23 protein-coding genes, 2 tRNA genes and 1 riboswitch are annotated in these 24,187 nt (G+C 67.2%); of the genes, 14 read left to right on the top strand and 11 right to left on the bottom strand.

Going from position 1 to position 24,187, the window contains the following annotated elements; all coding sequences use genetic code 11:
- Positions 1-108: 108 nt before the first annotated feature.
- Positions 109-198 (bottom strand) — tRNA-Ser (locus JYA52_RS15895).
- Between the two features lie 148 nt (positions 199-346).
- On the opposite strand from JYA52_RS15895, the gene JYA52_RS15890 reads away from it, so the two are divergent.
- Genes JYA52_RS15890 through JYA52_RS15875 form a run of 4 tightly spaced genes read left to right on the top strand, consistent with a single transcriptional unit; the run spans position 347 to position 4,156 of the window.
- Positions 347-1,372 (top strand): zinc-dependent alcohol dehydrogenase, encoded by a 1,026-nt coding sequence (locus tag JYA52_RS15890; protein WP_205654140.1) that lies wholly within the window; start codon positions 347-349, stop codon positions 1,370-1,372.
- Positions 1,373-1,375: 3 nt separating this feature from the next.
- Positions 1,376-1,768, top strand: coding sequence for a 6-pyruvoyl trahydropterin synthase family protein (locus JYA52_RS15885; RefSeq protein WP_205654139.1), 393 nt, complete (start codon positions 1,376-1,378; stop codon positions 1,766-1,768).
- An 8-nt stretch (positions 1,769-1,776) separates the two neighbouring features.
- On the top strand, positions 1,777-2,886 hold the full coding sequence (locus tag JYA52_RS15880) for a glycosyltransferase family 4 protein (RefSeq protein WP_205654138.1): 1,110 nt from the start codon (positions 1,777-1,779) through the stop codon (positions 2,884-2,886).
- Between the two features lie 28 nt (positions 2,887-2,914).
- Positions 2,915-4,156 carry a DNA glycosylase AlkZ-like family protein gene (locus tag JYA52_RS15875; RefSeq protein ID WP_205654137.1) on the top strand — a complete coding sequence of 414 codons (1,242 nt, stop codon included), beginning with the start codon at positions 2,915-2,917 and terminating at the stop codon, positions 4,154-4,156.
- 25 nt (positions 4,157-4,181) lie between these two features.
- Here the strand turns inward: JYA52_RS15875 and JYA52_RS15870 are convergent, their stop codons facing one another.
- Positions 4,182-4,694, bottom strand: a complete 513-nt coding sequence (locus tag JYA52_RS15870; RefSeq protein ID WP_205654136.1) for a nucleoside deaminase — start codon at positions 4,692-4,694, stop codon at positions 4,182-4,184.
- A 59-nt stretch (positions 4,695-4,753) separates the two neighbouring features.
- On the opposite strand from JYA52_RS15870, the gene JYA52_RS15865 reads away from it, so the two are divergent.
- The 4 genes from JYA52_RS15865 to JYA52_RS15850 are packed head-to-tail and all read left to right on the top strand — an operon-like array spanning position 4,754 to position 7,404.
- Positions 4,754-5,596, top strand: coding sequence for a phosphatase PAP2 family protein (locus JYA52_RS15865; RefSeq protein WP_205654135.1), 843 nt, complete (start codon positions 4,754-4,756; stop codon positions 5,594-5,596).
- Positions 5,597-5,608: 12 nt separating this feature from the next.
- Positions 5,609-6,244, top strand: coding sequence for a uracil phosphoribosyltransferase (upp, locus tag JYA52_RS15860; RefSeq protein ID WP_205654134.1), 636 nt, complete (start codon positions 5,609-5,611; stop codon positions 6,242-6,244).
- Between the two features lie 60 nt (positions 6,245-6,304).
- Positions 6,305-6,682 (top strand): glyoxalase superfamily protein, encoded by a 378-nt coding sequence (locus JYA52_RS15855; RefSeq protein ID WP_205654133.1) that lies wholly within the window; start codon positions 6,305-6,307, stop codon positions 6,680-6,682.
- A 41-nt stretch (positions 6,683-6,723) separates the two neighbouring features.
- Entirely contained in the window at positions 6,724-7,404 is a 681-nt protein-coding gene (locus tag JYA52_RS15850; RefSeq protein ID WP_240460429.1) for an HAD-IA family hydrolase, read from the top strand.
- 159 nt (positions 7,405-7,563) lie between these two features.
- Here JYA52_RS15850 and JYA52_RS15845 read toward each other — a convergent pair whose 3' ends face one another.
- The 3 genes from JYA52_RS15845 to JYA52_RS15835 all read right to left on the bottom strand — a co-directional run bounded on the left by JYA52_RS15845 (position 7,564) and on the right by JYA52_RS15835 (position 10,941).
- Positions 7,564-8,376, bottom strand: coding sequence for an aggregation-promoting factor C-terminal-like domain-containing protein (locus JYA52_RS15845; protein WP_205654131.1), 813 nt, complete (start codon positions 8,374-8,376; stop codon positions 7,564-7,566).
- Positions 8,377-8,381: 5 nt separating this feature from the next.
- A riboswitch (cyclic di-AMP (ydaO/yuaA leader) is annotated at positions 8,382-8,544 on the bottom strand.
- A 94-nt stretch (positions 8,545-8,638) separates the two neighbouring features.
- On the bottom strand, positions 8,639-10,198 hold the full coding sequence (locus tag JYA52_RS15840) for a HAMP domain-containing sensor histidine kinase (RefSeq protein ID WP_205654130.1): 1,560 nt from the start codon (positions 10,196-10,198) through the stop codon (positions 8,639-8,641).
- A gap of 2 nt (positions 10,199-10,200) precedes the next feature.
- Positions 10,201-10,941, bottom strand: a complete 741-nt coding sequence (locus JYA52_RS15835; protein ID WP_205654129.1) for a response regulator transcription factor — start codon at positions 10,939-10,941, stop codon at positions 10,201-10,203.
- Between the two features lie 668 nt (positions 10,942-11,609).
- Between JYA52_RS15835 and JYA52_RS15830 the strand changes: the two genes are divergently transcribed.
- From JYA52_RS15830 to JYA52_RS15815, 4 genes are all read left to right on the top strand, one after another.
- Positions 11,610-12,479, top strand: a complete 870-nt coding sequence (locus JYA52_RS15830) for a winged helix-turn-helix domain-containing protein (RefSeq protein WP_205654128.1) — start codon at positions 11,610-11,612, stop codon at positions 12,477-12,479.
- A gap of 160 nt (positions 12,480-12,639) precedes the next feature.
- On the top strand, positions 12,640-12,843 hold the full coding sequence (locus tag JYA52_RS15825; protein ID WP_205654127.1) for a dodecin family protein: 204 nt from the start codon (positions 12,640-12,642) through the stop codon (positions 12,841-12,843).
- Positions 12,844-12,891: 48 nt separating this feature from the next.
- Positions 12,892-13,419: a SixA phosphatase family protein gene (locus tag JYA52_RS15820; protein WP_205654126.1), complete on the top strand. Its 528-nt coding sequence runs from the start codon at positions 12,892-12,894 to the stop codon at positions 13,417-13,419.
- A gap of 56 nt (positions 13,420-13,475) precedes the next feature.
- A complete protein-coding gene (locus JYA52_RS15815; RefSeq protein ID WP_205654125.1) occupies positions 13,476-14,906 on the top strand; it encodes a D-alanyl-D-alanine carboxypeptidase family protein in 1,431 nt (476 codons plus the stop codon).
- A gap of 7 nt (positions 14,907-14,913) precedes the next feature.
- On the opposite strand, the gene JYA52_RS15810 is transcribed toward JYA52_RS15815, so the two are convergent.
- The 5 genes from JYA52_RS15810 to JYA52_RS15790 form a co-directional block, all read right to left on the bottom strand.
- The gene (locus tag JYA52_RS15810) at positions 14,914-15,600 is read right to left on the bottom strand and encodes a hypothetical protein (RefSeq protein ID WP_240460428.1); all 687 of its coding nucleotides are present in this window, start codon (positions 15,598-15,600) and stop codon (positions 14,914-14,916) included.
- Between the two features lie 17 nt (positions 15,601-15,617).
- Positions 15,618-16,286, bottom strand: a complete 669-nt coding sequence (locus JYA52_RS15805; protein WP_205654123.1) for a TetR/AcrR family transcriptional regulator — start codon at positions 16,284-16,286, stop codon at positions 15,618-15,620.
- On the bottom strand, positions 16,283-18,319 hold the full coding sequence (locus JYA52_RS15800) for a YhgE/Pip family protein (protein WP_205654122.1): 2,037 nt from the start codon (positions 18,317-18,319) through the stop codon (positions 16,283-16,285). Before JYA52_RS15800 ends, JYA52_RS15805 begins: the two co-directional genes overlap by 4 nt.
- Complete coding sequence (locus tag JYA52_RS15795) at positions 18,316-19,029, bottom strand: P-loop NTPase family protein (RefSeq protein WP_240460427.1); 714 nt, start codon at positions 19,027-19,029, stop codon at positions 18,316-18,318. Before JYA52_RS15795 ends, JYA52_RS15800 begins: the two co-directional genes overlap by 4 nt.
- A 169-nt stretch (positions 19,030-19,198) precedes the next feature.
- Entirely contained in the window at positions 19,199-20,659 is a 1,461-nt protein-coding gene (locus JYA52_RS15790) for a dihydrolipoyl dehydrogenase family protein (RefSeq protein WP_205654121.1), read from the bottom strand.
- Positions 20,660-20,838: 179 nt separating this feature from the next.
- Between JYA52_RS15790 and JYA52_RS15785 the strand changes: the two genes are divergently transcribed.
- On the top strand, positions 20,839-21,567 hold the full coding sequence (locus JYA52_RS15785; RefSeq protein ID WP_205654120.1) for a FadR/GntR family transcriptional regulator: 729 nt from the start codon (positions 20,839-20,841) through the stop codon (positions 21,565-21,567).
- Between the two features lie 128 nt (positions 21,568-21,695).
- On the opposite strand, the gene JYA52_RS15780 is transcribed toward JYA52_RS15785, so the two are convergent.
- A tRNA-Arg gene (locus JYA52_RS15780) sits at positions 21,696-21,769 on the bottom strand.
- A gap of 279 nt (positions 21,770-22,048) precedes the next feature.
- On the opposite strand from JYA52_RS15780, the gene JYA52_RS15775 reads away from it, so the two are divergent.
- Positions 22,049-23,875: a phosphoenolpyruvate carboxykinase (GTP) gene (locus JYA52_RS15775; protein ID WP_205654119.1), complete on the top strand. Its 1,827-nt coding sequence runs from the start codon at positions 22,049-22,051 to the stop codon at positions 23,873-23,875.
- The last annotated feature ends 312 nt before the right edge of the window (positions 23,876-24,187 follow it).

Genomic DNA, 24,187 nt, shown 5'->3' with positions numbered 1-24,187 from the left:
GCGCCCCGCGAGATTTCTGTTACCGCTGCGTTGCTGCGGGGCGAATTTCGTGGGCAAAGCAAAAGGCCCCTGCTTCCCTCAACAAAGGGAAGCAGGGGCCTCGCTATTTGGCGGTGACGGTGGGATTTGAACCCACGTTGGCTTTGACACCAAACAACATTTCGAGTGTTGCACCTTCGGCCGCTCGGACACGTCACCAACCTGACTAGGGTACCGGAGCAAGGCCCGCATCCCCAAAACGGCGGCCGCGGACCTGCCGCCCGCGCGTAGATTACGTGCAGGCAGCGGGGCACGCCGGGCGACCTCTTCCGCCTGCAGGCGGCCGGGCACTAGATTCATAAGCAAGATGACTACCTCTCCGCAGCACGCAGAAGCAACCGCATACTGGACCATCGGCCCTGAGCAGGGCGAGCTGCGCGCCGAGGAGCTCCGCCGTCCGGGCGATGACGAGGCTCTGGTCCGCGCGCTGTATTCGGGAATCAGCAAGGGCACCGAACTTGTGGTGCACCATGGCGCCGTTCCGCAGTGCGTCGCGGAACAGATGCGGGCTCCGCACCAGGAAGGCTCCTTTCCCTCGCCGGTGAAGTTCGGCTACCTCTCCGTCGGTGTCGTGGAGGAGGGGCCGGACGGCTGGCCCGGCCAGACGGTCTTCTGCCTCCACCCGCACCAGGACCGGTACGTCGTCCCGGTCTCCGCGCTGACCCGCATTCCCGACGGCGTCCCGCCCCGCCGGGCGGTGCTCACCGGCACCGTGGAGACGGCCGTCAACGCACTGTGGGAGGCGGGACCGAGGCTGGGCGACCGCATCGCGGTGATCGGCGCAGGACTGGTGGGCGGCATGGTGGCAACGCTGCTCCGCACCTTCCCGCTCGCGCGCCTCCAGCTGGTGGACCTCGACCCTGGGCGCAAGGAACTCGCCGACGCCCTGGGCGTGGACTTTGCCCACCCGGACGACGCCCTGCCGGACTGCGACATCGTCTTCCACTGCTCCGCTTCCGAGGGAGGCCTGGAGCGCAGCCTGAAGCTCGTGGGCGACGAAGGCGAAATCATCGAGATGTCCTGGTACGCGGACCGGAAGGTTACTCTGCCGCTGGGGGAGGACTTCCACGCCCGCAGGCTCTCCATCCGTGCCAGCCAGGTGGGCACTGTGGCCAGGGCACGGCGCCACCGCCGCACCAGCGCCCAGCGCCTCGAGACCGCGGCGTCCCTGCTGACAGACCCCGTCTTCGACGCCTTCCTCACGGGCACGTCTGCGTTCAAGGAACTGCCCGGCGTCGTCGAGCGGCTCTCGGACGGCACGCTGGAGGCGCTGTGCCATGTCATCGAATACCCAACAGTCATTGAATCCCGCGCAACAGAAACCACGAGGTAACCAGTGTTCAGCCTGACCGTCCGCCGCCACTTCATGATCGCCCACAGCCTGCCCCGAGAGGCGTTCGGGCCCGCGCAGGCCCTGCACGGGGCGACGTTCGTGACAGAGGTAAGCTTCCGCCGTCGTGCGCTCAACGACGACGCCATCGTCCTGGACATCGGTGCCGCGGGCACCATCATCGAAAAGGTGCTGGCCGGTCTCAACTACCGCAACCTGGACGAACACCCGGACTTCGAAGGCAAGCTCAGCACCACCGAAGCCCTGGCGCAGTACATCGCCGACGCGGTGGCGGCGCAGATCCGTGACGACGTGGACGGGCGAGAGCTGTCCGGACTGGACGTCACGCTGCGCGAAAACCCGGATGCCTGGGCCACCTACACCCTCGACTTCGAATAGCAGCCCCCATGCAGCCCCGTCCAGCCGCCGTCCGCCTGCTCGTTCCCGGCAACATCCTCCACAACTCCGGCGGCAACGTCTATAACGCATCCCTGGTGCGCGGACTCGCCCAACTGGGCGTCAGCGCGACCGTGGAACGGGTGGACGGTAACTGGCCGGTGGGCAGCAGTGAAGACCGACGGCGGTTCGCCCGCCTCCTGGGGGAAGGTTCCGCCGCCCCCGACGAGGGGCAGGCGGCGGGCGGCACGGTCACCATAGTGGACGGGCTCATCGCTTCCGGAGCCCCGGAGGCCCTGGAAGCCGCGGCAGCGGCCGGGCAGCCGCCGTGGATCCTGCTGCACATGGTCCTGCTCGACCACCCGCAGCTGGAGATCCGCGCCCTCAGCGCCGCCGCCGGCGTGATCTGTACCAGCGGCTCCGTCGCCGCCGAGATCACCCGCCGCCACGGCACCCGCAACGTGCACGTGGCGCTCCCCGGCACGGACATGGGGGAGCCGGCCGAAGGATCGGACCCGCCGCATCTGGTCTCCATAGCGGCCCTGCTGCCCAACAAAGACCAGCTGATCGTCCTGGGGGCCCTGTCACTGCTGCAGGATCTGCAGTGGACGGCTGCACTGGTCGGTTCAGACGAGGCGGACCCTGGCTACGCGCGGGACGTCAGGGCGGCGCTGCAGGAGTCCGGCTTGGAGGCCCGCGTGCGCCTCGCCGGCGAGCTGAAGGGGCAGGAGCTGGAGAATGAATGGCACGCGGCGGACCTTAGCCTGCTCGTCTCCAAAGTGGAGGCCTTCGGGATGGCCGTCACCGAATCGCTGGCGCGGGGCGTGCCGGTGGTGGTGCGTGCCGGCACGGGCGCGGTGGAGGCACTGAATCTCGGAGCACAACACGGGACCACACCGGAAGGCGACGAATCCCCGCTGCCGGGCGCCGTCGTCGTCCTTGACTCGGACCCGGCCCCGCTCGCAGAAGCGCTGCGGAGCTGGCTCACCTCGCCGGAGCGGCAGGCCGCGTGGCGCCGGGCGGCGCTAGCCGGCAGGGAACAGCTGCCGGGCTGGGATGCGACCGCCCGGTGCGTGCTGGATGTCATCGGAGCAGCGACACCGCAGGCCGGGCATTCCTAGCTCCGGGATGCTGGTGGACAATTAGCGCATGACTACCCACGTCTCGACCCCTGACAGCGTCGGCGCCGACGGCCTCCAGGCTGAACGACTCACGCCCGGGCTGCTCCGTGCGTGGGCCTGGCACAAACAGGGGCTGGACGGCAGCCTCGCCGGCGCCACGTCCGAAGAGGTGCTCGCCCGCGCCGGGTGGGCGCGCTCGGTGGGCGGCGCCAACCCGTACCTCACGCTCTTTGCGCGGGCCGGCATCCGCCGCGACCAGGTGGACCGGGACGTGCTGGACCTGAAGATCCATGAGCTTCCCACGGCGCGGGGCTGCACCTACGTCCTGGGCCGGGAAGACTTCGCCTGGGCACTGAGCCTGGGCAAGAACGCCGAGGAGGCCTTCAGGGTCCTGGCCCGGCTGGGCGTGGACCGCGGCGAGATCACCCTGCTCGAAGAACAGATCCTGCACGTGCTCTCGGAAGCCGACGGTCCCATGGACCCCAAACAGCTCAGGGACGAACTGGGCGAATCCGTCCGGAGCCTCGGCGAGGAGGGCAGGAAAAAGGGCGCGTCCACCACCCTGCCCACGGCCCTGGGACTGCTGCAGGCGGACGGCCGGATCCGCCGCGTTCCCGTCAACGGCCGGCTGGACCAGCAGCGCTACACCTACACCCCCTGGGGGTTGCCGCACAGCACACTCGGCCCCGAGGACGCCCGGGCTGAGCTGATCCGCCGCTACCTGGGCTGGACCGGCGGCGCCACCCTTGGGCAGTCCCAGTGGTTCACCGGCTTCACCGTCGCCCAGAGCAAAGCGGCGCTGGCCGCCGCCGCCGTCGAGGTTCCCGTCGCAAGCGGCGGGCCACTGTGGATGCTGCCCGACGACGTCGGCAGCCTCGCCCGGTTCACGGCCCCGGAGAAGGAGCAGATCCAGCTGCTGGCAGGAACTGACTCCCTCGTGCTGCAGCGCCGGAACTCTGCTGACCTGTTCGCCGAGGCAGACAAAGGCAGGAAGGTGCTGAACTCCACCCTGGCGCTGCAGGCGGACCTCCCGGACCACCCCGTCCTGGACCGCGGACGCATCATCGGGCTGTGGCAGTACGACCCCGCCAAGGCGCGGATCGCGCACTGGCTCTTCGACGGCCCCACGCCGGCTGTTACACGCCGAATCGCGGAGGTGGAGGCCTGGATCCAGGAGGACCTCGGCGATTTCCGGTCCTACAGCCTGGACTCGCCGGCGTCCCGGCAGGAGCGGCTCGACGCGCTGGACGCCGCCGGGGGCCGGGGCTAGGAAGGCTTACCGGAGTTAGAAAGGCTTACAGGCGCGGCGCACCCCGGTGGGCGGCGAAGAATTCCCGCAGTACGGCACCACATTCCTCCTCCTGGACGCCCCCATAGACCTCAACCCAATGGTTGAGGCGGCGCTCGCGGAGGATGTCGAATACGGAGCCCGCTGCCCCCGCCTTCTCATCCCAGGCGCCGAACACCACGCGGTGAATCCTCGCCAGCACGATCGCACCGGCGCACATGGCGCATGGTTCCAGTGTCACCACCAGAGTGCAGTCCTCGAGCCGCCAGCCGTCGCCGCGGCCGCCCTGGCGCGCAGCCCGCTCGCGGAGCCGGGCGGCGGCTTCCCGGATGGCGACGACTTCGGCGTGGGCGGTGGGGTCACCCAGCGCCTCCCGTTCGTTCCGTCCGGATCCCAGCACCGCGCCGTCGGGACCGATGACGACGGCGCCGATGGGCACGTCCTCCGTGGCCAGCGCCCGTCGGGCTTCTTTGAGCGCAAGGCCCATCCATTCGAGGTGTTGCGGATCTGCCGGTGCCATGGCTCAATGATAGTTTCGAAGGGTACTTAGCTTCGGACAGCGCGTGGCCGGGAGAAATGATGAAATCCCTGAATGATCGGTTTGGCCGGTGGCTCGGCCCGTACGCGGCGCTGTGGATCACGCTCATAGTGGGCGGCTTCCTGGTCATTACCATGGCGCTGCTCGGAGCCGAGGTCTACCAGAGCGTTGTGGCCAAGGACGGTGTTGCCGGTCTGGACCAGCCTGCCCTTGAGGTGGCCAAGCAATACCGAAATCCTGGCCTGGATGCTGTCGTAACGGCGTTCACCAACATCGGCGGCGGCATCGGCATGCCCATTCTGGCGAGCATCCTCGTTGCCTGGCTGACCTATGTCAGCCGCAGCTGGCGGCCGCTCATCCTGGTGGGCGGCGCGGCGGCGGTATCAATCACCGCCACCACTGTGAGCAAGACGCTCATGGGCCGGGTCCGTCCGGACCACATCGACGCCGTTCCGCCCTTCGAGTTTTCGCCCTCGTTTCCGAGCGGGCACACCCTCAACACGACGGTGGTGATCGGCGTCGTGGTGTACCTGATGTGCCTGCAAACGCAGAAGAACCTGGTCCGTGCGTCCGTCATCACGGTGGGTGTGTTGTTCATCATCGCGATGGGCCTGAGCAGGGTGTTCCTGGGGCACCACTGGATGACGGATGTGATGGCGGCATGGCTGCTGGGGTTCGCGTGGGTGGGCATTGTGATCATGGCCCACAGGCTGTTCCACGTCATCCGGCGCCGTGAGCATGCAGGTCCGGCGCCGACCTTCGAGCACCCGGCCCGTCTGTCGGACAAAGCGTCTTCCGACGTAGGTGCACGCGAACCGGAGAACGGCCCCGGCGGCGCTGCCGCAGGGGGCGGAAGCCGCGGCGGGGAGCCCTCCTCCGGGTGATAGTTTTGACCCATGCGAACTCTCGTCGTGGACCACCCGCTGGTCGCCCACAAGCTCACCGTCCTGCGGGATAAGAACACACCATCACCGGTCTTCCGTCAGCTGACCGAGGAGCTCGTCACCCTCCTCGCCTATGAGGCAACCCGCGACGTCCGCACCGAGCCTGTCACCATTGAGACCCCCGTTTCCCCCACCGTGGGCACGGCATTCACCAAGCCCACACCCCTCGTTGTCCCGATCCTCCGGGCAGGCCTGGGCATGCTCGAAGGGATGACCAAGCTGGTCCCCACGGCCGAGGTCGGGTTCCTTGGCATGGCCCGTGACGAGGAAACCCTGGACATCATCACCTACGCCGAGCGGCTGCCGGAAAACCTCACGGACCGGCAGATCTTCGTTCTGGACCCGATGCTCGCCACCGGCGGCACGCTGCGGGAGGCCATCAAATTCCTCTTCAGGCGCGGGGCTTCCGACGTCACGTGCATCTGCCTGCTGGCCGCCCCGGAGGGCCTGGCCAAACTCGAGGAAGAACTCGCCGATGCCAACGTCACCATCGTGCTGGCCTCGATTGACGAGAAGCTGAACGAGAAGTCCTACATCGTGCCCGGGCTGGGCGACGCCGGTGACCGGCTGTACGGCATCGCCCACTGACTCAGGCCGCCTGCCCCGGACCCTTCCTTATCGTTCCGCCCGCGGGTTAGCCTGTGCACCATGGACTGGAAACTTGAACTCGTCTTCGTCCCGGTGTCCGATGTGGACCGCGCCAAGGACTTCTACGTCAACAAGGTCGGCTTCAACGCCGATTACGACGAGAGGCCCATGGACGGCATCCGCTTCGTCCAGCTGACACCTCCGGGCTCCGGCTGCTCGATCGCCATCGGCGAGGGCCTCAACGACGCCCCGCCGGGCACTGCACCCAGCCTCCAGCTCGTGGTCAGCGACATCCACGCAGCCCACGACCAGCTGAAGGCCAACGGCGTGGACGTCAGTGACGTCGACGTGCAGGCCTGGGGCCACTTCGTTTACTTCGCCGATCCCGACGGCAACAAGTGGGCCGTGCAGTACATCCCCAACCGGTCGGACGGCTGAGGGACGGGCCACCGCCTCGGCGCATGAGGCAGGATGGATGCATGAACCTTCCTGCCGAATCCGTCTCCACTGCCCTGGTTGCCCGTGCCGTCCTCTTTGACATGGACGGCACCCTGGTTGATTCCACGGCGGTGGTGGAGCAGGTGTGGGGTGAGTTTGCCGCGCGGTACGGCCTGGACATCGCAGAGATCCTGCGGACTTCGCACGGCGTTCAGGCAGGGGATACCGTGCGGCGGTTTGCCCCCGCCGGTGCGGATGTTGTGGCACTCACCGCCGAACTCGGCGCAATGGAGCGGGTCCGGACCGAAGGCATCGTAGCGTTGCCCGGGGCTGCCGCACTCCTGCGGGCCCTGCCTGCCGATGCGGTGGCGCTGGTGACCTCAGCAGACCGAATACTGGCAGACGTCCGCATGGGCGCGGCGGGCCTGCCCATGCCGGCCACGGCCGTCACGGCGGACCTGGTCACCCGCGGCAAGCCGCATCCCGAGGGATACTTGCGCGCCGCCGAGCTGCTGGGCGTGGAACCTGCGGATGCCGTGGTCTTCGAGGACGCGCCAGCCGGGATCGCGGCCGGCCTGGCTGCCGGAATCCGGACGGTGGCGGTGGGCCCGAACACAGGAGTGGTGCCCGACGGCGTACCGCACATCCCGGACTACTCCGCTGTGACAGCCTCGGTGGAAGCCGGCCCGGACGGCCGACCCGTCATTTCGTTCCTGCTCTGACGCATTTCGCTCTGACGCATTTCTGCCCCACTTTCCCGCCTGCGGCAGGTGCACCGACGCTGAAGGGCCCGGGATCACGCGGATCCAGGGCCCTTCGGAAACTCAAAGCGGTGCAGAAATGCGAGGCGAACCGCCTCCGCCACAGAGCTGGCTGGCGGCTTAGTACCAGTTGTTGGCGTAGTGGAAGTTCAGTGCAGCGCAGGGGGAGCCGTAGCGCTCCTCGACGTAGTCAAGGCCCCAGTTGATCTGAGTGCGGTAGTTGGTGCGGTAGTCAGCTCCGGCACTCGCCATCTTCTCGGCAGGCAGGGACTGCACCACGCCATACGCTCCGCTGCTGGGGTTCGTCGCGGTGGTGCGCCACTCGGACTCCTTGGTCCAGAGCTTCTTCAGGCATTGCATCTGGTCTGCGGCCCAGCCGTACGAGGACAGCTTGCTGGCGGCATAGGCCTGCGCGCCGGCCGGGTCGTCCACTGCTACGGGCGCTGCAGGCTTGGGGGCCGCAGCTTTTGCGGGGGCAACCTTGGCAGGGGCAACAGCCTTTGCGGCGGCCGCAGCCTTGGGCTGCGCGGCAGCGGGCTTGGCAGCCGCGGCCTTGGGAGCGGCCTTGGGGGCAGCCTTGGGCGTCACCGGCTTGGCCACCGACTGGGGTGCCACCGGGGCTGCCGTCGGGGCAGGCAAAGCGGAGATCAGGGTCTTGTCGAAGTTGAGCGTCTGCCCCGCGTCCGCGGCGGGGGCCGCTTCGGACGTTGCCTGGGGAGTGGCCTGCTCGGCGGCCTGGCCCGCTGCGCCGACGCCGATCAGGACGGCGCAGGCGGTGGCGGCAACGGCTGCGCGGCGGCCGAACGACGGGATGTCCGCGGTGAGACGGGCCCAGGCTGATGCGGGCTGTGCTGGTTCGGCGCGGTGGCGTGAAATCTTCTGCCGGGACTTGGGATCGCGATCAGGGCGTGGTTGTACCTTGAAATCAGACATGGTGGATTGCCTCTCAACACCTGCGGAGTTAGCTGTCGGGTTCGGATGAGGTCATCCGGCCGCACGGAAATTCACGTGTCGGCTTCACCCCAAGGGCTGATGCGGATTGCCCGGGACTCTGGTTCCCCCGCCTCTGCCTGGTCAAGCGGAATCCGGGAAGCGGCAGAGCTGGGCGTCCATCCGGATATGCGGCCCAGATGATGGCCGCACCCTATCGACCGTACAGGAGGCTAACGCTTAAGTCACATTTAGGTAACGGACATCACGACGACGGCGCGTCTCCTTGTGCGGCGGGCCGCATGGGTAGGCGTACGGTGAATACGGTCCGGCCGGGCCGCGATGCGACGGCCACTGTGCCCCCGTGGGCTTCGATGATGGACTGGACGATCGAAAGGCCCAGTCCGCTGGTTCCTTCGGCCGATGCCTGGTCCGCTGGACCTCCTCCAGCCGGGACGGCTCCGGCCGGCACCCGGACCGTGCGGGACGCGTCTGCGCGGGCGAAGCGCGCGAAAACCCGGTCCACGAACTCCGGCGGGATGCCCGCGCCGTCGTCAGTCACGGTGATTACCGCAGTGCCGTCCGCAGCCCTCGCAACTCCGGTGAGCACCGTGGTGCCCTTACCGGTGTGTTTGCGCGCATTCGACAGCAGGTTGACCAGCACCTGGTGCAGCTGGGAGGCATCGCCGCGCACCACCACGGGCTCGTCGGGGAGTTCCAGGTGCCAGGTGCGGTCCGGAGCCATGACTTTCTCATCGCTCACGGTCTCGATCACCAGCTGGGTCAGGTCCACCTCACTGAGCTTGAGCGGCTGGCCCTCGTCGAGCCGGGCGAGCAGCAGCAGATCTTCCACCAGCGTGGTCATCCGCTCGGACTGGCTCTGCACCCGGGCGAGGGACCGCTGGCCGTCAGGGGTGAAGGTCTCGGTCATGCGCATCAGCTCGGTGTATCCGCGGATGGCGGTGAGCGGCGTGCGGAGTTCGTGGGAAGCGTCCGCCACGAACTGGCGGACCTTCATTTCGCTCTCCTGCCGGGCCTCCAGCGCGTTGGACACGTTGTCCAGCATGAGGTTGAGGGCGTACCCCACGCTGCCCACTTCCGTTCCGGGATGGGCGTTCGACGGCGGGACGCGCACTGCCAGTGCAACTTCGCCGGCGTCGAGGGGCAGGAGTGAAACCTGTGTGGCAACCTCGGAAAGCTGTTCGAGTGGCTTCATGGTGCGGCGTATGATCACCGTTCCGGCCAGGCCGATCAGCACAAGTCCCCCCAGAGACACCATGCTGATGGTCCAGATGAGCGACGTCAGGGTGTTCTGTTTGTCAGCCAGGGGAAGGCCTGTCACGATGACATCCCCGTAAGGCGTCTGGTCGGCGACCAAGCGGTAGTCGCCGGTGGACAGCGTCCGGTCGGCCGGGGCCCCATTGGGACTCAGGCTCAGGAGAACCTGGTTGTCAGCTGCGGAAACCGCGGCGCGGGTGCCCTCCTTGGTGAGGACACCCGCGCTCCACACCTGTCCGTTTTCTATCCGGCCCACGAGCGTTCCGGGTCCCTGGCCCTTGGCGTCCAAAGGATCGGGCCTGTTCCCCTGTTGCCCGAGGGGCGGCCGGCCGAAAACGCGGGCACGGTCTGATGCGCCCGTGAGCCGTTCATCCAGCTGGCGGGTGAGGAAGGAGTCCATGGAGGCGTAGCTGAACAGTCCGACCGCGGCGCAGATGGCCACCAGCAGGGCCATGGCCACGAGGACCAGGCGGGTGCGGAGGTGCCACGTCCCGGGGTTCAGCCAGCGGCGCCTGTGGCTCCGGGAGGCGCCGGTCAGCTTCGTCACGGCTAGTCCGCCGGTTTGATGACGTAGCCCGCGCCGCGGACCGTGTGGATCATGGGCGGGTGGACGGCGTCCACCTTCTTGCGCAGGTACGAGATATAGAGCTCCACGATGTTGGCCTGGCCGCCGAAGTCGTAATTCCACACACGGTCCAGGATCTGCGCTTTGCTCACCACCCGCTTGGGGTTTTCCATGAGGTAGCGCAGCAGCTCGAACTGCGTCGCCGTGAGCTGGAGTTCGTCCCCGGCCCGGGTGACCTCGCGGGTATCCAGGTTCAGGACGAGGTCTCCCACCACGAGTTCGGCAGTGTCCATGGCTGCGACCCCCGAGCGCTGCACCAGACGGTGAAGGCGCAGCAGGACTTCCTCCATGCTGAAGGGCTTGGTCACGTAGTCGTCCCCGCCGGCGGCGAGGCCCACGATGCGGTCCTGCACGGCGTCCTTGGCGGTGAGGAAAAGCGCCGGCACCTCCGGCGCGAATGACCGGATCCTGCCGAGGAGCTCAACGCCGTCAAACCCGGGGAGCATCACGTCGAGGACCAGGACGTCCGGACGGAACTCCTTTGCGAGCTTTACCGCCTCCGGGCCGTCGGCCGCCACCGCGACGGACCAGCCGGCCATCCGCAGGCCCATGCTCATGAGCTCGGAGAGGCTGGGCTCATCATCCACCACCAGGGCACGGATGGGGGAGCCGTCCGGGTGGGTCAGCTGGGGAAGGTTGTTAGTCATGGAGTTCGAAGTGGCCATGGGACAACTATCCGTTCTGCTGGTTAGCCGGTGCTTTCAGCTTCCTGTGCGCCGGCTGTGAATCCCAGCCTAGCGAGCCGGACGCGACAGCACAGGTTCCTGAGGTGCAGAAAGCCGCTGTCCGGGTCCGCTTGACCGGACGGGGCAAGAGTGCGTCGGCGAAGAATTTGCCCTCCGGGCCGCGTCATAGCTGGACAATCGCCGATTCGCTGGCGCGGAATTCCGGCCTCGTTGATCCCGCTGAATAATGATCGATGAATTGGGACTTCGGCGCACTTAATTCGGGAAAATGGTCTTCCTGAACGTTCGTTCTGGAAAAATATGAGGGAAAACGAAGCTCCCCAGAATTGTGATTTGCCCCACAAAGGCGCATTTAATCTCACTATGTGGACCAGGAGGCCCATTGTTACTTGCAAGTTTTCATTGTTACGTTGCACACTTTCAAATGTGAACAAGAACTCAACAGCACCTGCAGCCGCAGAATATTGGCCCAGCACACCCGCTGCTGCCGACATGCGCTGTTGTCGAATGCACGCCTAACTTTCTACCCCACAAAGTTTTTAGGCATTCGCCCCCCAGCCCAGCGTCGGGCGCCCTCCCCAGAACCCATTGCGGGGAACCAAGCATTCGAGCCGCGATGACGGCCATTCACATTGAGGTAAGCATTCATGTCAGTTGCATCTGGATACGTCCACATCTCCGTTCGTAACGCCAACAAGCCTGGCCAGGCGTCCGGCCACCGCCAGGGTTTTGGCGCCCGCCCCGCATTCCCCGCAGGCCAGGGCACCGCCGTCCCCGCGCCGGGTTACGCACCCCAGGGCTACAACCCCAATTCCTACGGCCAGCTGCGCGCTGTCCCGGCTGAGGAAGCCGCGCCGCTGACCGCTCCCACGCCTGTGGTGGCCCCGGCACACGGCGCCACCGTCCGGCCGGTGCAGAATGACAACGTGGCCCGCGGTTTTGTCCTGTACATGGGCATCGACGAGGAGACCGCCGCAGCTGCCGGCACCTCCATTGCCAAGCTCGCCCAGGAGATCCGGGCGTACGCCCAGTCGCTGGTTACCGGCGCGGAGAGCTACGCCGCCGTCGCGGTGGCGCCGGCCAGCGCGCCCGGTTCCGCGCTCGACGTCGTCCGCTCCACCTTTGGTGACCCGACGGTGAATTCCCGGCAGCGCACCGAAACCACCCGCCTCCAGCCGGCCCAGGACCCCCGCCCGTCCGGCGTCCTGATCGACCTCGCCCGCCGCGAGGTACACCTCGACGGCGAATCCCTGAACCTGACGTTCAAGGAGTTCGAGCTTCTTAACTACCTCGTCGAAAACGGCACCCGCACCGTGGGCCGCGATGAGCTCCTCGAAGGCCTGTGGCGCAACGCCGAGGAGGTGCCCAACGAGCGCACCATCGACGTCCACATCCGCCGCCTCCGCTCCAAGCTGGGCCGCCTCGCCAACACCGTGCGCACCGTCCGCGGCCAGGGCTACCGCTTCTACGAGCACCCCGAGGTTGTCGTCTGGGCAGCTCCGGAATACTCGATCTAGCTTCACCCACGAAGACGGCTTCCGCCGTGCCTTAGCGCCCGTTCCTCAGTGAGGGGCGGGCGCCTTTGCGTGTGCTGCCGGGCCATTTGTTTGCTCCCTGTTGACTTTTCCTGCTCCGGCGTAGGCTCGGATCGTCCGTCCGACTATGAGGAGGAAGACCATGTCCGTCGCACGCATCACTACCTTGAGCGCCAACTCCAAAACCTCTTTTGACGACGCCATCAAGGAAGGCATTGCCCGCGCCAACAAGACACTGCGCGGTGTCTCCGGCGCCTGGGTTAAGGAACAGAAAGTCGAAATCGCCGACGGTCAAGTGGTGGCATGGCATGTGGTGCTGGAAGTGACGTTCGTCCTGGACGACTGAGCGGGGCACTGCCCGGCCGGCCCGCCAGCCGGGTAGTAGGGTGAGTCCATGAGTGGGCACCACAAGAAGCGGCTGGTCATCATGCGCCATGCCAAGGCCGATTGGCCCGGCGGCGTGGCGGACCACGACCGGCCGCTGGAAGAGCGCGGCCATCGCGAGGCTCCGTTGGCGGGCAAATGGCTGGTCAAGCACAACATCGTCCCCGACTTCATCCTGTGCTCGAGTGCCTTGCGGACCAGGCAAACCTGCACCTGGGTGTGCAGCGAGCTGGGCGACAAAGCACCGACGCCGAAACTCGAGGACGGGCTCTACGGCGCTTCTGCGCTGCGCATGCTGTCGGTGATAAACCACGTCCCGGACACCGTCACCACGCTGATGGTGATTTCCCATATGCCCGGGGTCCAGGACCTCGCCATGCACCTCGCGTCCCGCGATTCGAACCACGACGCCTACATGGATGCCGCCACGCGCTTTCCCACCAGTGGACTGACCGTCCTCGAAACCGAAAAATCGTGGGCGGAGCTGGATGGGCAGGACGCGCGAATCACCCACTTCAAGGTTCCGCGCGCACATTAGCAGGTCAGCCGCGCGGGTACTCTTAACCTAGCGTCGTCTAGGGGGAAGGGCCCGCCATGCGTGATTCTGGTTGGATGCAGTGGCGGGCGTATGCCCGGCGGTGCGCTGCCGCCGTCGTAGTTCTTGCTTTGTTCCTGGCCGGTGCTCCGGCAGCCCAGGCAGCGCCGTCAGGCGAGCAGTTGTCGACGAGTGTTGTGACCACTCCGAGCCACCCCTGGGTCCTGGTCACTAAAACCCGGCCGCTTAACCCGCTGCAGTTCATTCCGCCGGACCTGGTGTCATGGAACGGCACCGGGCACGTTCTGCGGCGCGGCGTCTCCACGGCGGCAAACCAGTTGTTCACCGCAGCGCGGGCTGCGGGGCATTCACTGGAGGTCGTGAGCGGCTACAGGTCCTATGCCACCCAGCGTGACCTGTACAACTACTACGTCCAGATTTATGGCCAGGCGTATGCAGACCAGATCTCTGCCCGTCCCGGTTACAGCGAGCACCAGACCGGCCTGGCCATGGACGTGGGGAACGTCGGCGGCGGCTGCGGGCTGACGGCCTGCTTCGGAGACACGGCGGGCGGACGCTGGGTGGCGGCCAACGCGCACCGCTTCGGCTTCATCGTGCGGTACCCGCAGGGCTATACCCACATCACGGGCTACACGTACGAGCCGTGGCACCTCCGCTACGTGGGGGTTGCGCTGGCCATCGACATGAAGAGCCGGGCCATCCCAACGATGGAGCAGTACTTCTCGCTCAGGCCCACCATCAGGAGCGCTGCCGACGTGCTGGCCGCCGATCCCGGCGGGGCGCTCTGGAACTATCCCGCCAACGGCCGCGGCGGTTTGGGCGCGCGCGTGAAGATCGGCAGTTCCGGATGGACGGGCCTGAAATCGGGCTTCATCGCGGACTGGAACTCCGACGGAATCAACGACATCGTGGCCCAATGGAACACGGGCAGGTTGACGGTGTACCGCGGCAAGGGCTCCGGCGGATTCCTCAGCCCCATCATCGTGGGAGCCAACGGCTGGCAGGCCATGAACATCACGGTGGGCAGGTGGCATAACGGCCACCGCTATCCGGGAGTAGTGGGAACCGGGGCCGACGGCACCATGGTTTACTACCCGAACCCCGGCGGCGGTGCACTGGGCGCCCCGCAGCGCATCGGTTTCGGCTTCCAGGGAATGAAGCTGACCATGGCGGACTTCGACAACGACCGCCGGCAGGACCTGCTGGTCACGAGGTCAACGGGCGAGCTCCTGCTGTACAGGTCGGACGGCGCGGCCAGGTTCGTGCCGGAGCCGCGGAGGAAGCTGGCGAACGGCTGGAATGCCATCGCCCAGTCCCATGCCTCGTTCGGGTTCCTGGGCTCGGGAACCCGCGGGCTTACGGCGAAGGCCGCCGACGGGCGGCTGTTCCACTACAGCCTCGGCACCAATCAGTTCACCGGCAGCCGGCAGGTGGGCAGCGGATGGGGCCCGTACAGCATATTCCGCTGACCCCTGGTCAGCGGCGGGGCCGCCCGGCGGCGGGCCGGGCCTCGGGCCGGGGCGCGGCTGCTCGCTGAGGACCCGCGGGCGGCTTGGCCGCCCCGGCGCTGCGGCTCTGCCGCTGGACCGGCTGGCGCTGGACGGGCTGGCGCTGCGCCGGCTGGCCTTGTGCCGACGGCCGGCGTGCGGCCGGCTGGGGCTGGGCCGGTTGGCGCTGTTGGCGTTGCGCCGGTGGGCGTGGCGACGCCGGGCGGCCGGCTGAAGCGCGCGAGGACGCCGGGCGGCCTCTCCGGGCGGGCGTGCGGGACCGACGTCGCGCCTGGCGGCGTGACGGCCAGACCGCGGCGGCGAACAGCACCAGAAGAGTGAGCGCCGCCGAGGCGGCAGCCAGGTAAAAGTAGATGTCCGAATCGGTCGTGGCCACGGCCTCGCCCAGGGCAGCAGGATCCTGGTTGAATGCCAGGCCCCACATCCGAAGGAACGCGATGGCGCACCCGATGAACGCGCTGGTCCCCGCCGCGCCCACGAGGAGGGCCAGGTGGCGGCGCCGGGCAAAGGCTTCCGCCACCGAAGCCACGTAGCCCACGGCCACGAGTCCGACGAACGCAAGAAGCGCAGCTGCCTCAAGGGTGATTGCCGTCAGCACGAGCATGCCGAGGGAAGCGAAGAACGCTCCGACGGCTATCTTCCCGCTGTTGCCCATGTGGCCCATGGGACCAATCATCCCTGAGGATCGGGCTGCTTCAGGACGTAGCCGCGCATGATTGCCATGATGGCTGCAACACTTTGGTCACGGGTCCGCTCGGGGTTGTATGTCTGGCGGTCCAGCCCTACCACGAAGCAGGCTCCGAAGATCGCCGTTTCCAGGCTTCCGCGGGAGATGGAAGCATCCACTGGGTACTTCGCCGCGACGCCGTCGATGGCCGCGCCGATCACTGCGAGCAGGCGGGTCCGCAGTTCGGCGAACGTGTCCTGCCATTCGCTGGGCGTGCGCCAGTTTTCGCTGACCCAGAGCCTCGCAAAGGACGGATACTCTGCCATGAAGTCCATGGCCTGTCCGACCATGGCGTCCATTCCGGCGAGCGGGTCCGCCGATGCGCCCGTGACGCTGAGCAGCCGTGCTTCCAGGATGTCCACGCCATGCCGCAGCAGCTGGGCGATCAGATCCGATTTGCTGCCGAAGTTGTAGTAGACCGTTCCCTTGGACACTCCGGCCGCCGCGGCGATCTCATCCACCGTGACGCCCGCCGCGCCCCGTTCGCCGATGAGCTCCATGGACGCCTCAAAAAGCTTCTGTTTCGTGGCATTCGTCCGGGCCGGGCGGAGCTTCTTGGCCGCGGCAGGAGCCGCAGGCGGCTCGTCCGGCGGACCCGCTTCCGACGTGCTCATACGGCGATCTCCGGTTTCAGGGTCTTTAGGGTCCAGAACTTGTGTTTGCGGACGGCGAGCATCGAGAGTGCCATCCCCAGCAAAGTGTAGCCAAGCAGGCCCGCAACGGTGGACGGGATCATACTGAGGTCGGCGCCGTAGGCCAAGTGCCGCATGCCGTTGACCACGTAGCCCATGGGCAGGGCCTGGTGCACCAGGTGCAAAGGCTGCGGAATGGTCTGCCAGGGGAACGTTCCTCCGGAGGAGACGAGCTGCAGGACCAGGAGGACAAGCACCACCAGCTTCCCCGGTGAACCGAGCAGCGCGACCACGCCGTGGATGATGGCGCTGAACGCCATGGCCGCGACCAGCAGGAACAGCCACATAAGCACCGGGTGGGCGGGGTCCAGCCCCAGCACCCCATTGACCACCAGGACGAGCAGGCTCGCCTGGACGGCGGATACCGCCAGGAACGGCAGCCAGCCGCCGAGCGCGATTTTCCAGGCAGGCGCATTCGACGCCAGGGCCCGCTGGGTGACCGGACGCATGGCCTGGACCAGCATGAAGACGCCGATCCACAGGGCCAGGGACAGGAAGAACGGAGCGAGGCCCGCGCCGTAGGAGTCCGCCTTCGCCTGCGAGACGTTGCTGACCGATACCGGGTCGGCAATGACGCCGGAGAGGTTCTCCTTCTGTTGTCCGTCCGGATTGGGCACCTTGCCGGCACCCTTTGCCAGCTCGCCGGCCATCGTTGTGGACCCGTCCGCTGCGGAATGTGCGCCGGTTTCCAGCTGCGCCGCGCCGTCGTCGAGTTTTTTGGCGCCGTCCACCAGCGAGGCTGTGCCGCTCACCGCCGCCTCGCCGCCGGCGGCGAGCGCGGTTGCTCCCGCGGAGAGCCGGTCGGCACCGGTGGACGCCGCCGAGATGGCGTCCGTCAAGGCCGGAGTGGCTGCGGCCAGCTTGGCCGCCCCGGCGCTCACCGCGGCTGAGCCGTCGGCGAGCTGTTGGATCTGTGCGGCGTCGGCCTGGATCTTCGTCTTGGCTCCAGTCACGGGACCTGACGCGGAGGCGGCGTCAAATTCGGCAAGCACCTTGGCAGCCTGCTCCTGGGTCAGGACACCAGAGGCGACCAGCCGGGCGTTGGATTCCCGGACCCGGTCCCGGAGGCCGTTGTCCGCGGCGTCCAGCTGCGCGACGGTGTCCTGGACTTTGGTGTTCAGCGCGGCGTTTCCGGCGGCCACCTGGGCGGCGCCGTCGGCGAGCTTCTGCGAATCGGCTGGCAGCCCGGCGGTCTTAGCCTCGAGCTGTGCCAGTCCGCTGCCCAGCTGGCCGGCTCCGGCGGAGAGCTGAGTGGCGCCGTCGCGCAGTTTGACCTGGCCGGTGTAGAGCTCCGCGGCGCCGGCCGCGAGCTGGGTGGAGCCGTGGTGCAGCGCGGCGCTGCCGTCGCGGAGGCGGGTGACGCCGCCGGCCAGTTTGGCCGCACCGTCTGCCGCCTTGACCATCTGGGTATGGATGGTCCCGTAGCCGGTGAGGAGCTGGTTGGCGGTTTCTTCGCCGACATCCTTGGCGACGGAGTCATGCACGGCCGTGGTCAGTTTGTCCACGATCGTGCTGAGCAGGTAGTTGTTGGCATCGTTGGTGGTGACGTTGAGCATGGCCCGGGTGGCCGTGTCGAAGTCGCCCGGCGAAGCCAGGCTCGCCGAAAAGTCGCCCGGGATCTTCAGCGCGAAGGCGTACTTTCCGTCGCTGACACCTTGGTCGGCCTCAGCCGCCGACGCCACGGGCTGCCAGTTGAACACGCGGTCCTCGATGAGGCTTTCTGCCACCTTCTGGCCCGCCCGCAGTTGCGTCCCGTCGCCCGCCGGTGCGCCGGCGTCCTCCATCACGAGCGCGGCGTCGATCCTGTCAAGGTTGTCGTACGGATTCCAGTTGGCGTAGAGGTACACGGCGCCGTAGAGCAGCGGCACCAGGGCCAGGGCCAGGATGGTCAGCTTGGGCAGCAGCCCGCCGGTCATCCGCTTGAGTTCAGAGCCGGCCAGCCGGAGCACAGTCACTTGGCGTCCTCGGTTTCGGGTTGTTCTTCCGGTTCATCGTCGGATTCTTCTTGCGGGAGGCTGCCTGCGGGTCCGGCGGCCTCATGCGGCACCGCATTGCCGATCGCCGCCGTCGGTCCCGCCCAGTTGTCCGGGAGGGCGCTGACGGCGGCGACGACGGCGAGCGGCCTGCCGCCGTCGTGCGCCAGGGCTTCCAGCCTGGGCAGCCAGTCAGCGGTGTCGGCACTGTGCCGGTCCGGCGAGTCCAGGACCAGGAGATCGGTGCGGGGGTTCGCGAGGGCGAGTGCCGTGAGGAGCTCCGTGCGGCGGCGGGCCGGGAGCTGTTCCGTCCACATCCCGGCGATGTCCCCGAAGCTGTTGATTTTCAGCCAGGGCATGCTGCGGAGTGCTCCCCGGTAGCGGCGCGGCACGAGGGACAGGTCCTCCGTGACGAGATCGCGCACGCTCAGGTGCTGCTCGGGATCGTTGACGCCGGGGGCGTCCACCACGGCGCTGGCGAGGCGAAGGTGCCTTGTCCTGGGGTTACCGTCCCAGCTCAGCGTTCCGGCGTCCGGTTTCATCCGGCCGCTCAGGGTGAGCGCCAATGCGGTGCGCTGGTCCTGGCGGCCCCCGGTCACGAGCAGGAGTTCGCCGCGGGTGGCCTGCAGTGAGGTGGGCGGGAGCAGCGAGTGCCGCCGCCCGTTCACATGAAGCTGTTGTGCCGAGAGCAAGGAAAGCCTTTCGCAGGGATCGTCTGCTTCCAAGGTTAACTGAACTGACCAGTCAGTTCAAATAGATTGATCGATCCGTCATGCGCGAACTGGCAGCAAATGCCCTCAAAACTCGCACTTGAGGGCATTTGCTGCCAGTTCGCGCTGCCAAGAGAACGTCGGCCGGGCGTCAGAGGCCGTACTTCTCCAGGAGCCGCAGCCAGACTTCGCTGATCGTGGGGTACGAGGGGACGGCGTGCCAGAGCCGGTCGAGCGGGACTTCGCCGACGACGGCGACGGTCGCCGCGTGCAGCAACTCGGCGACGTCGGGACCGGCAAACGTGGCGCCGAGCAGCACACGACGGTCCTCGTCGATCACGAGCTGCGCCCAGCCCTCGTAATTCTCAGCATGAAGGGATGAGCCGGCCACGGAGATGGGCAGCTCCACGGACGACACGCTGTAGCCGTCCTTCCTCGCCTGCTCCACCGAACGGCCGACATTCGCCACCTCGGGATCAGTGAACACGACGTTGGGAATGGCATGCTCATCGGCGGTCTGCGCATAGCGGCTCCAGGCCTCGGGCGCGCCCTGCAGTTCGCCCTTGGCCCGGGCGGCGATTGCGGCACCGGTGGCCCGCGCCTCATATTTGCCCTGATGGGTGAGGAAGGCCTTGCCCGCCGCGTCGCCGATGGCGTACAGCCAGGGTCCGTCGTCCGTTCCGGCAGCTCCGCTGACCAGTCCTGTGGAGTCGGTGCTCAGCGTCATTGGCTTTCCGTCGCGGGCGGCAAGCCCCACGCTTTCCAGGCCGAGTCCCTCCAGTGCGGGACGGCGCCCGGTAGCCACGAGCAGCCGGTCCACGGAGCGGGTGTCGCCGTCCCCGAACGTCAGGGTGAACGCGGCGTCGTCGTCCTGGCGGACGCTGCGGGTTGTCGTGTTGAGGCGGAGTTCCACGCCGTCGGCGCGGAGTCCTGCCTCCACCAGCTTGGCGGCCTCTTCCGGGAAGTTCCCCAACAGGCCCCTGCGGGCAATCAGCATGACGGCTGATCCGAGCCGGGCAAAGGCCTGGGCAAGCTCCGTCCCGGCCACCCCTCCTCCCAGGACGGCCAGGCGCTCCGGCACCTCCTTTGCCGACGTTGCCTCGCGCGTCCCCCAGTACCGGATCCCGGAAAGCCCCTCGACGGGCGGCGTGATCGGCGTCGATCCGTTGGCGAGTACGACGGCGTGACGCGCCGTGAGTTGGTAGGGGTTGCCGTCGAGGCCGGCTACTTCGACGGTCCGCGGGCCCGTGATCCGGCCCGTGCCGCGGAGCAGCTCGATGCCGGCGCCGTCCACCCATTCCACCTGGCTGTCGTCCTGCCAGTGCGAGGTAAAGGAGTCGCGGCGCTGGAGGACGGCCGCGGCATCCAGGGTGCGGGTGACCGCCTCGCTGGCTCCGGGGACAGACTGTGCGCCGTGCAGGGCCGTGCCTGGCCGGAGCAGGGCCTTGGACGGCATGCAGGCCCAGTAAGAGCATTCACCGCCCACCAGTTCGGCCTCCACCAGCACTGCGGTGAGGCCGCCCTGCACCACCCGGTCCGCAACGTTTTCCCCGGCGGCGCCGGCACCGATCACAACGACATCAACTTCCCGCTCAACAGCATGTGGCGTCATGGCAACAGCCTACGCCCGCCTCCGGCCTGCACGGCGGGACGGGCGTGGCCCACCGGGCCCGGTGTCGTGCCGGCGCCGCGCCCCACGCGTGCCGGCCTCCGGCGTAATAATGGGAGGCATCCCGTCCGGAGGACATGGGACATCCGATACGGTGGAAACAGCCTCGCAAAGGAGTTCCAATGCCGCCCGCCAACATGGTGCCGCCCGCGCGGTTCAGCGCCCAGGCCCGCCTCCGTGCGCTTCAGTCGGACATCATGGAACTCATCCTGGAGCGCGAACTCGAAGCCGGGGATGCCCTGCCCACCGAGAACGAGCTGTGCGTTGCCCTGGGCGTAGGGCGGAACACCCTCCGGGAATCGCTCAAAGTGCTGCAGGCCCTCGGGGTCATTGAGATCCGCCACGGCTTCGGCATGTTCGTGGCGCCCAGCAACTTCGAGGCGCTTGCAGACGGGCTCATCTTCCGCGGCAGGCTGTCGCTGCGGCACCATGGCCTCGAAGCGCTGCAGCTAGTGGACGTGCGCCAGGCCCTGGAATCCGGGCTTATCGGAAGCGCGATGGACGTCATGACCGCGGAGGAGCTTGCCGCCATCGAAGCGGCCGTTGTCCGGATGGAGGAACTGGCAGCGTCCGGGGAGGCCTTCATGGAAGCCGCCTCTGATTTCCACAGCAGGCTCTTTGCGCCCCTGAACAATGAGCTGCTGCTCAACCTGCTGGGCGTCTTCTGGAGGGTGTACCGCAAGATCCACTCGGAGATCGGGCCCGACGGCGAGGACCTCGTTGCCCTGGCGGCTCTGCACCGCAACATCTTCACGGCCGTCGCTGCCGGTGACAAGGCCGGGGCTTCCGAACAGCTGACCCGCCACTTCGACGGCATCCGCCGGCGCATCCGGGAGGCCGTGGGGGAGTAAGGCGCGGTGCCGCACGCGGCGGCACCACCGCCCGATCGCCGCAGCGTCAGGCGCGTCAATAACGCCGGCGTCAACCAAGGCTTAAAGCAGAAGATCCGCACCGGATTCCGGTGCGGATCTTCTTTCTGTGCGCCCAAAGGGATTCGAACCCCTGACCTTCTGTTCCGTAGACAGACGCTCTATCCAGCTGAGCTATGGGCGCATCTTCCGGTCCCTGGCGAACTTTCCGCTCGCCCCGAACCTCGAATAACTTTACGCGAGGACGCCCGTAGTTCCAAATCGAGCGGTGTGTAATATGCACTACTAGACCGGTCTATGTGACCTTCGTCACGAATTTAGCAAATTCTCAATCCAGCACCCTTGATTTTCCGGGGTTTTCCTCTCTCTGCGGCCCGGACGTCTGATGTCTGACGAGGAAATGGACTAGATGATCGGAAATAGCATTTAGGACACACCACTGAACCCGAAGAAGGGAACCGAAATGGGCCATCTGGCGCGACTGCCTCTGATTGAGGAAGCACCCACCACACATGCCGGCCTGCTGGCATGGGTTGAAGAGGTCGCTGGGCTGACCCAGCCGGACCGGATTCATTGGGTCGACGGCTCTGAGGAAGAGAACACCCGCCTGACCGACGAACTCGTCGCCGCGGGCACGCTGAAGCGGCTCAACCAGGACCTGTTCCCCAACTCCTTCGCGGCCTTTTCTGACCCCGCCGACGTGGCCCGCGTTGAAGAGCAGACCTTCATCTGCTCCGAAAAGGAGCATGACGCCGGCTTCACCAACAACTGGATGGCCCCGGCCGAGATGAAGGAGAAGCTGCGCGGTCTGTTCGCCGGCTCCATGCGCGGCCGCACCATGTACGTCATCCCGTTCGTCATGGGACACCTTGACGCCGAGGATCCCAAGTTCGGCGTGGAGATCACGGACAGCGCCTACGTTGTGGCGTCGATGCGCATCATGGCCCGCATCGGCACGGACGTACTGAACCGGATCACCGAGACCAACGCGTTCTTCGTTCCGGCACTGCACTCCCTCGGCGCTCCGCTGGAGGCTGGCCAGGCTGACGTTCCCTGGCCGTGCAACCCCGACAAGTGGATCGTGCACTTCCCCGAGGAGCGCTCCATCTGGTCGTTCGGTTCGGGTTACGGCGGAAACGCCCTGCTGGGCAAGAAGTGCTACGCCCTGCGCATTGCCTCCGTCATGGCACACGACGAGGGCTGGCTGGCCGAGCACATGCTGATTCTCAAGCTGACTTCGCCGGAGAAGAAGACGTACTACGTCTCCGCGGCCTTCCCGTCCGCCTGCGGCAAGACCAACCTTGCCCTGCTGGACCCGACCATCGAAGGCTGGAAGGTGGAGACCCTCGGGGACGACATCACCTGGATGCGCTTCGGCAAGGAGGGCGAGCTCCGCGCCGTCAACCCCGAGGCTGGCCTGTTCGGCGTCGCTCCGGGCACCGGCTGGGGCACCAACCCCAACGCCATGCGAGCCATCGCCAAGGGCAACAGCATCTTCACCAACGTCGCACTGACCGACGACGGCGGCGTCTGGTGGGAAGGCATGACGGAGGAAGTGCCTGCGCACCTCACCGACTGGCAGGGCAACTCCTGGACTTCGGACTCGGACAAGCCTGCTGCCCACCCGAACTCCCGCTTCTGCACGCCGATCGACCAGATCGACATGCTCGCCGAGGAATACCACAGCCCCAACGGTGTGGAGCTCTCCGCCATCCTCTTCGGCGGCCGCCGCAAGACCACCATCCCGCTGGTCACCCAGTCCCGCGACTGGTCCAACGGCATCTTCATGGGAGCCACGCTCTCCTCGGAAACCACGGCTGCAGCCGCCGGCGCGGTTGGCGTTGTACGCCGCGACCCGATGGCCATGCTCCCTTTCATCGGCTACGACGCAGGTGATTACCTGAACCACTGGGTGAACCTCTCCGCCAAGGCCAACCCGGAGCGCCTGCCCAAGATCTTCCTGGTGAACTGGTTCCGCCGCACTGCCGAGGGCGGCTTCGCCTGGCCGGGCTTCGGGGACAACTCACGCGTCCTCAAGTGGGCCATCGAACGCCTCGAAGGCAAGGCTGATGCCGTTGAAACCCCGATCGGCTTCGTGCCGACCGGCGAATCCATCGACCTCAAGGGCCTGGACATGACCCCGGCCCAGGTGGAGGAGGCCGTGCGCGTCGACCCTGAAGAGTGGAAGACCGAGCTGGCATCCATCGAGGAATGGTTCGCCAACTTCGGCAGCTCGCTGCCGGAGGCCCTCCAGCAGGAACTTGAGGGCCTGAAGGCCCGCCTGGCCTAGTCCCCACTGCCTCCCCAATCTCGCAAGCTCGATTGGGGCCCCTCGGCAGCGTGGGCCCACCGGCCTAGACCACGTCCCCAGGGATTTCCACGAAGTACGACGGCGGCTCCGCACCTTTCCCACGAAAGGTGCGGAGCCGCCGTCGTACTCGGCGCGAACGGACACTTAAGCCCCCGGGGCTTAAGTGTCCGTTCGCGCCGAGTACGACGGCGGGGGCCCCACATTGGGGGGGGAAGGGGGGGGGCCCCCGCGGGAATGGGTGTAAAACCAGGGGGCGGGGGGGTTGGCGGGGGGGCCCACCAGGGGCCGGGG

The organism is Arthrobacter pascens, from assembly GCF_017052465.1.
Lineage (GTDB): Bacteria > Actinomycetota > Actinomycetes > Actinomycetales > Micrococcaceae > Arthrobacter > Arthrobacter pascens.
Note: the sequence above shows the minus strand (reverse complement) of the source record. Positions and strands in the feature narration are given on the sequence as shown.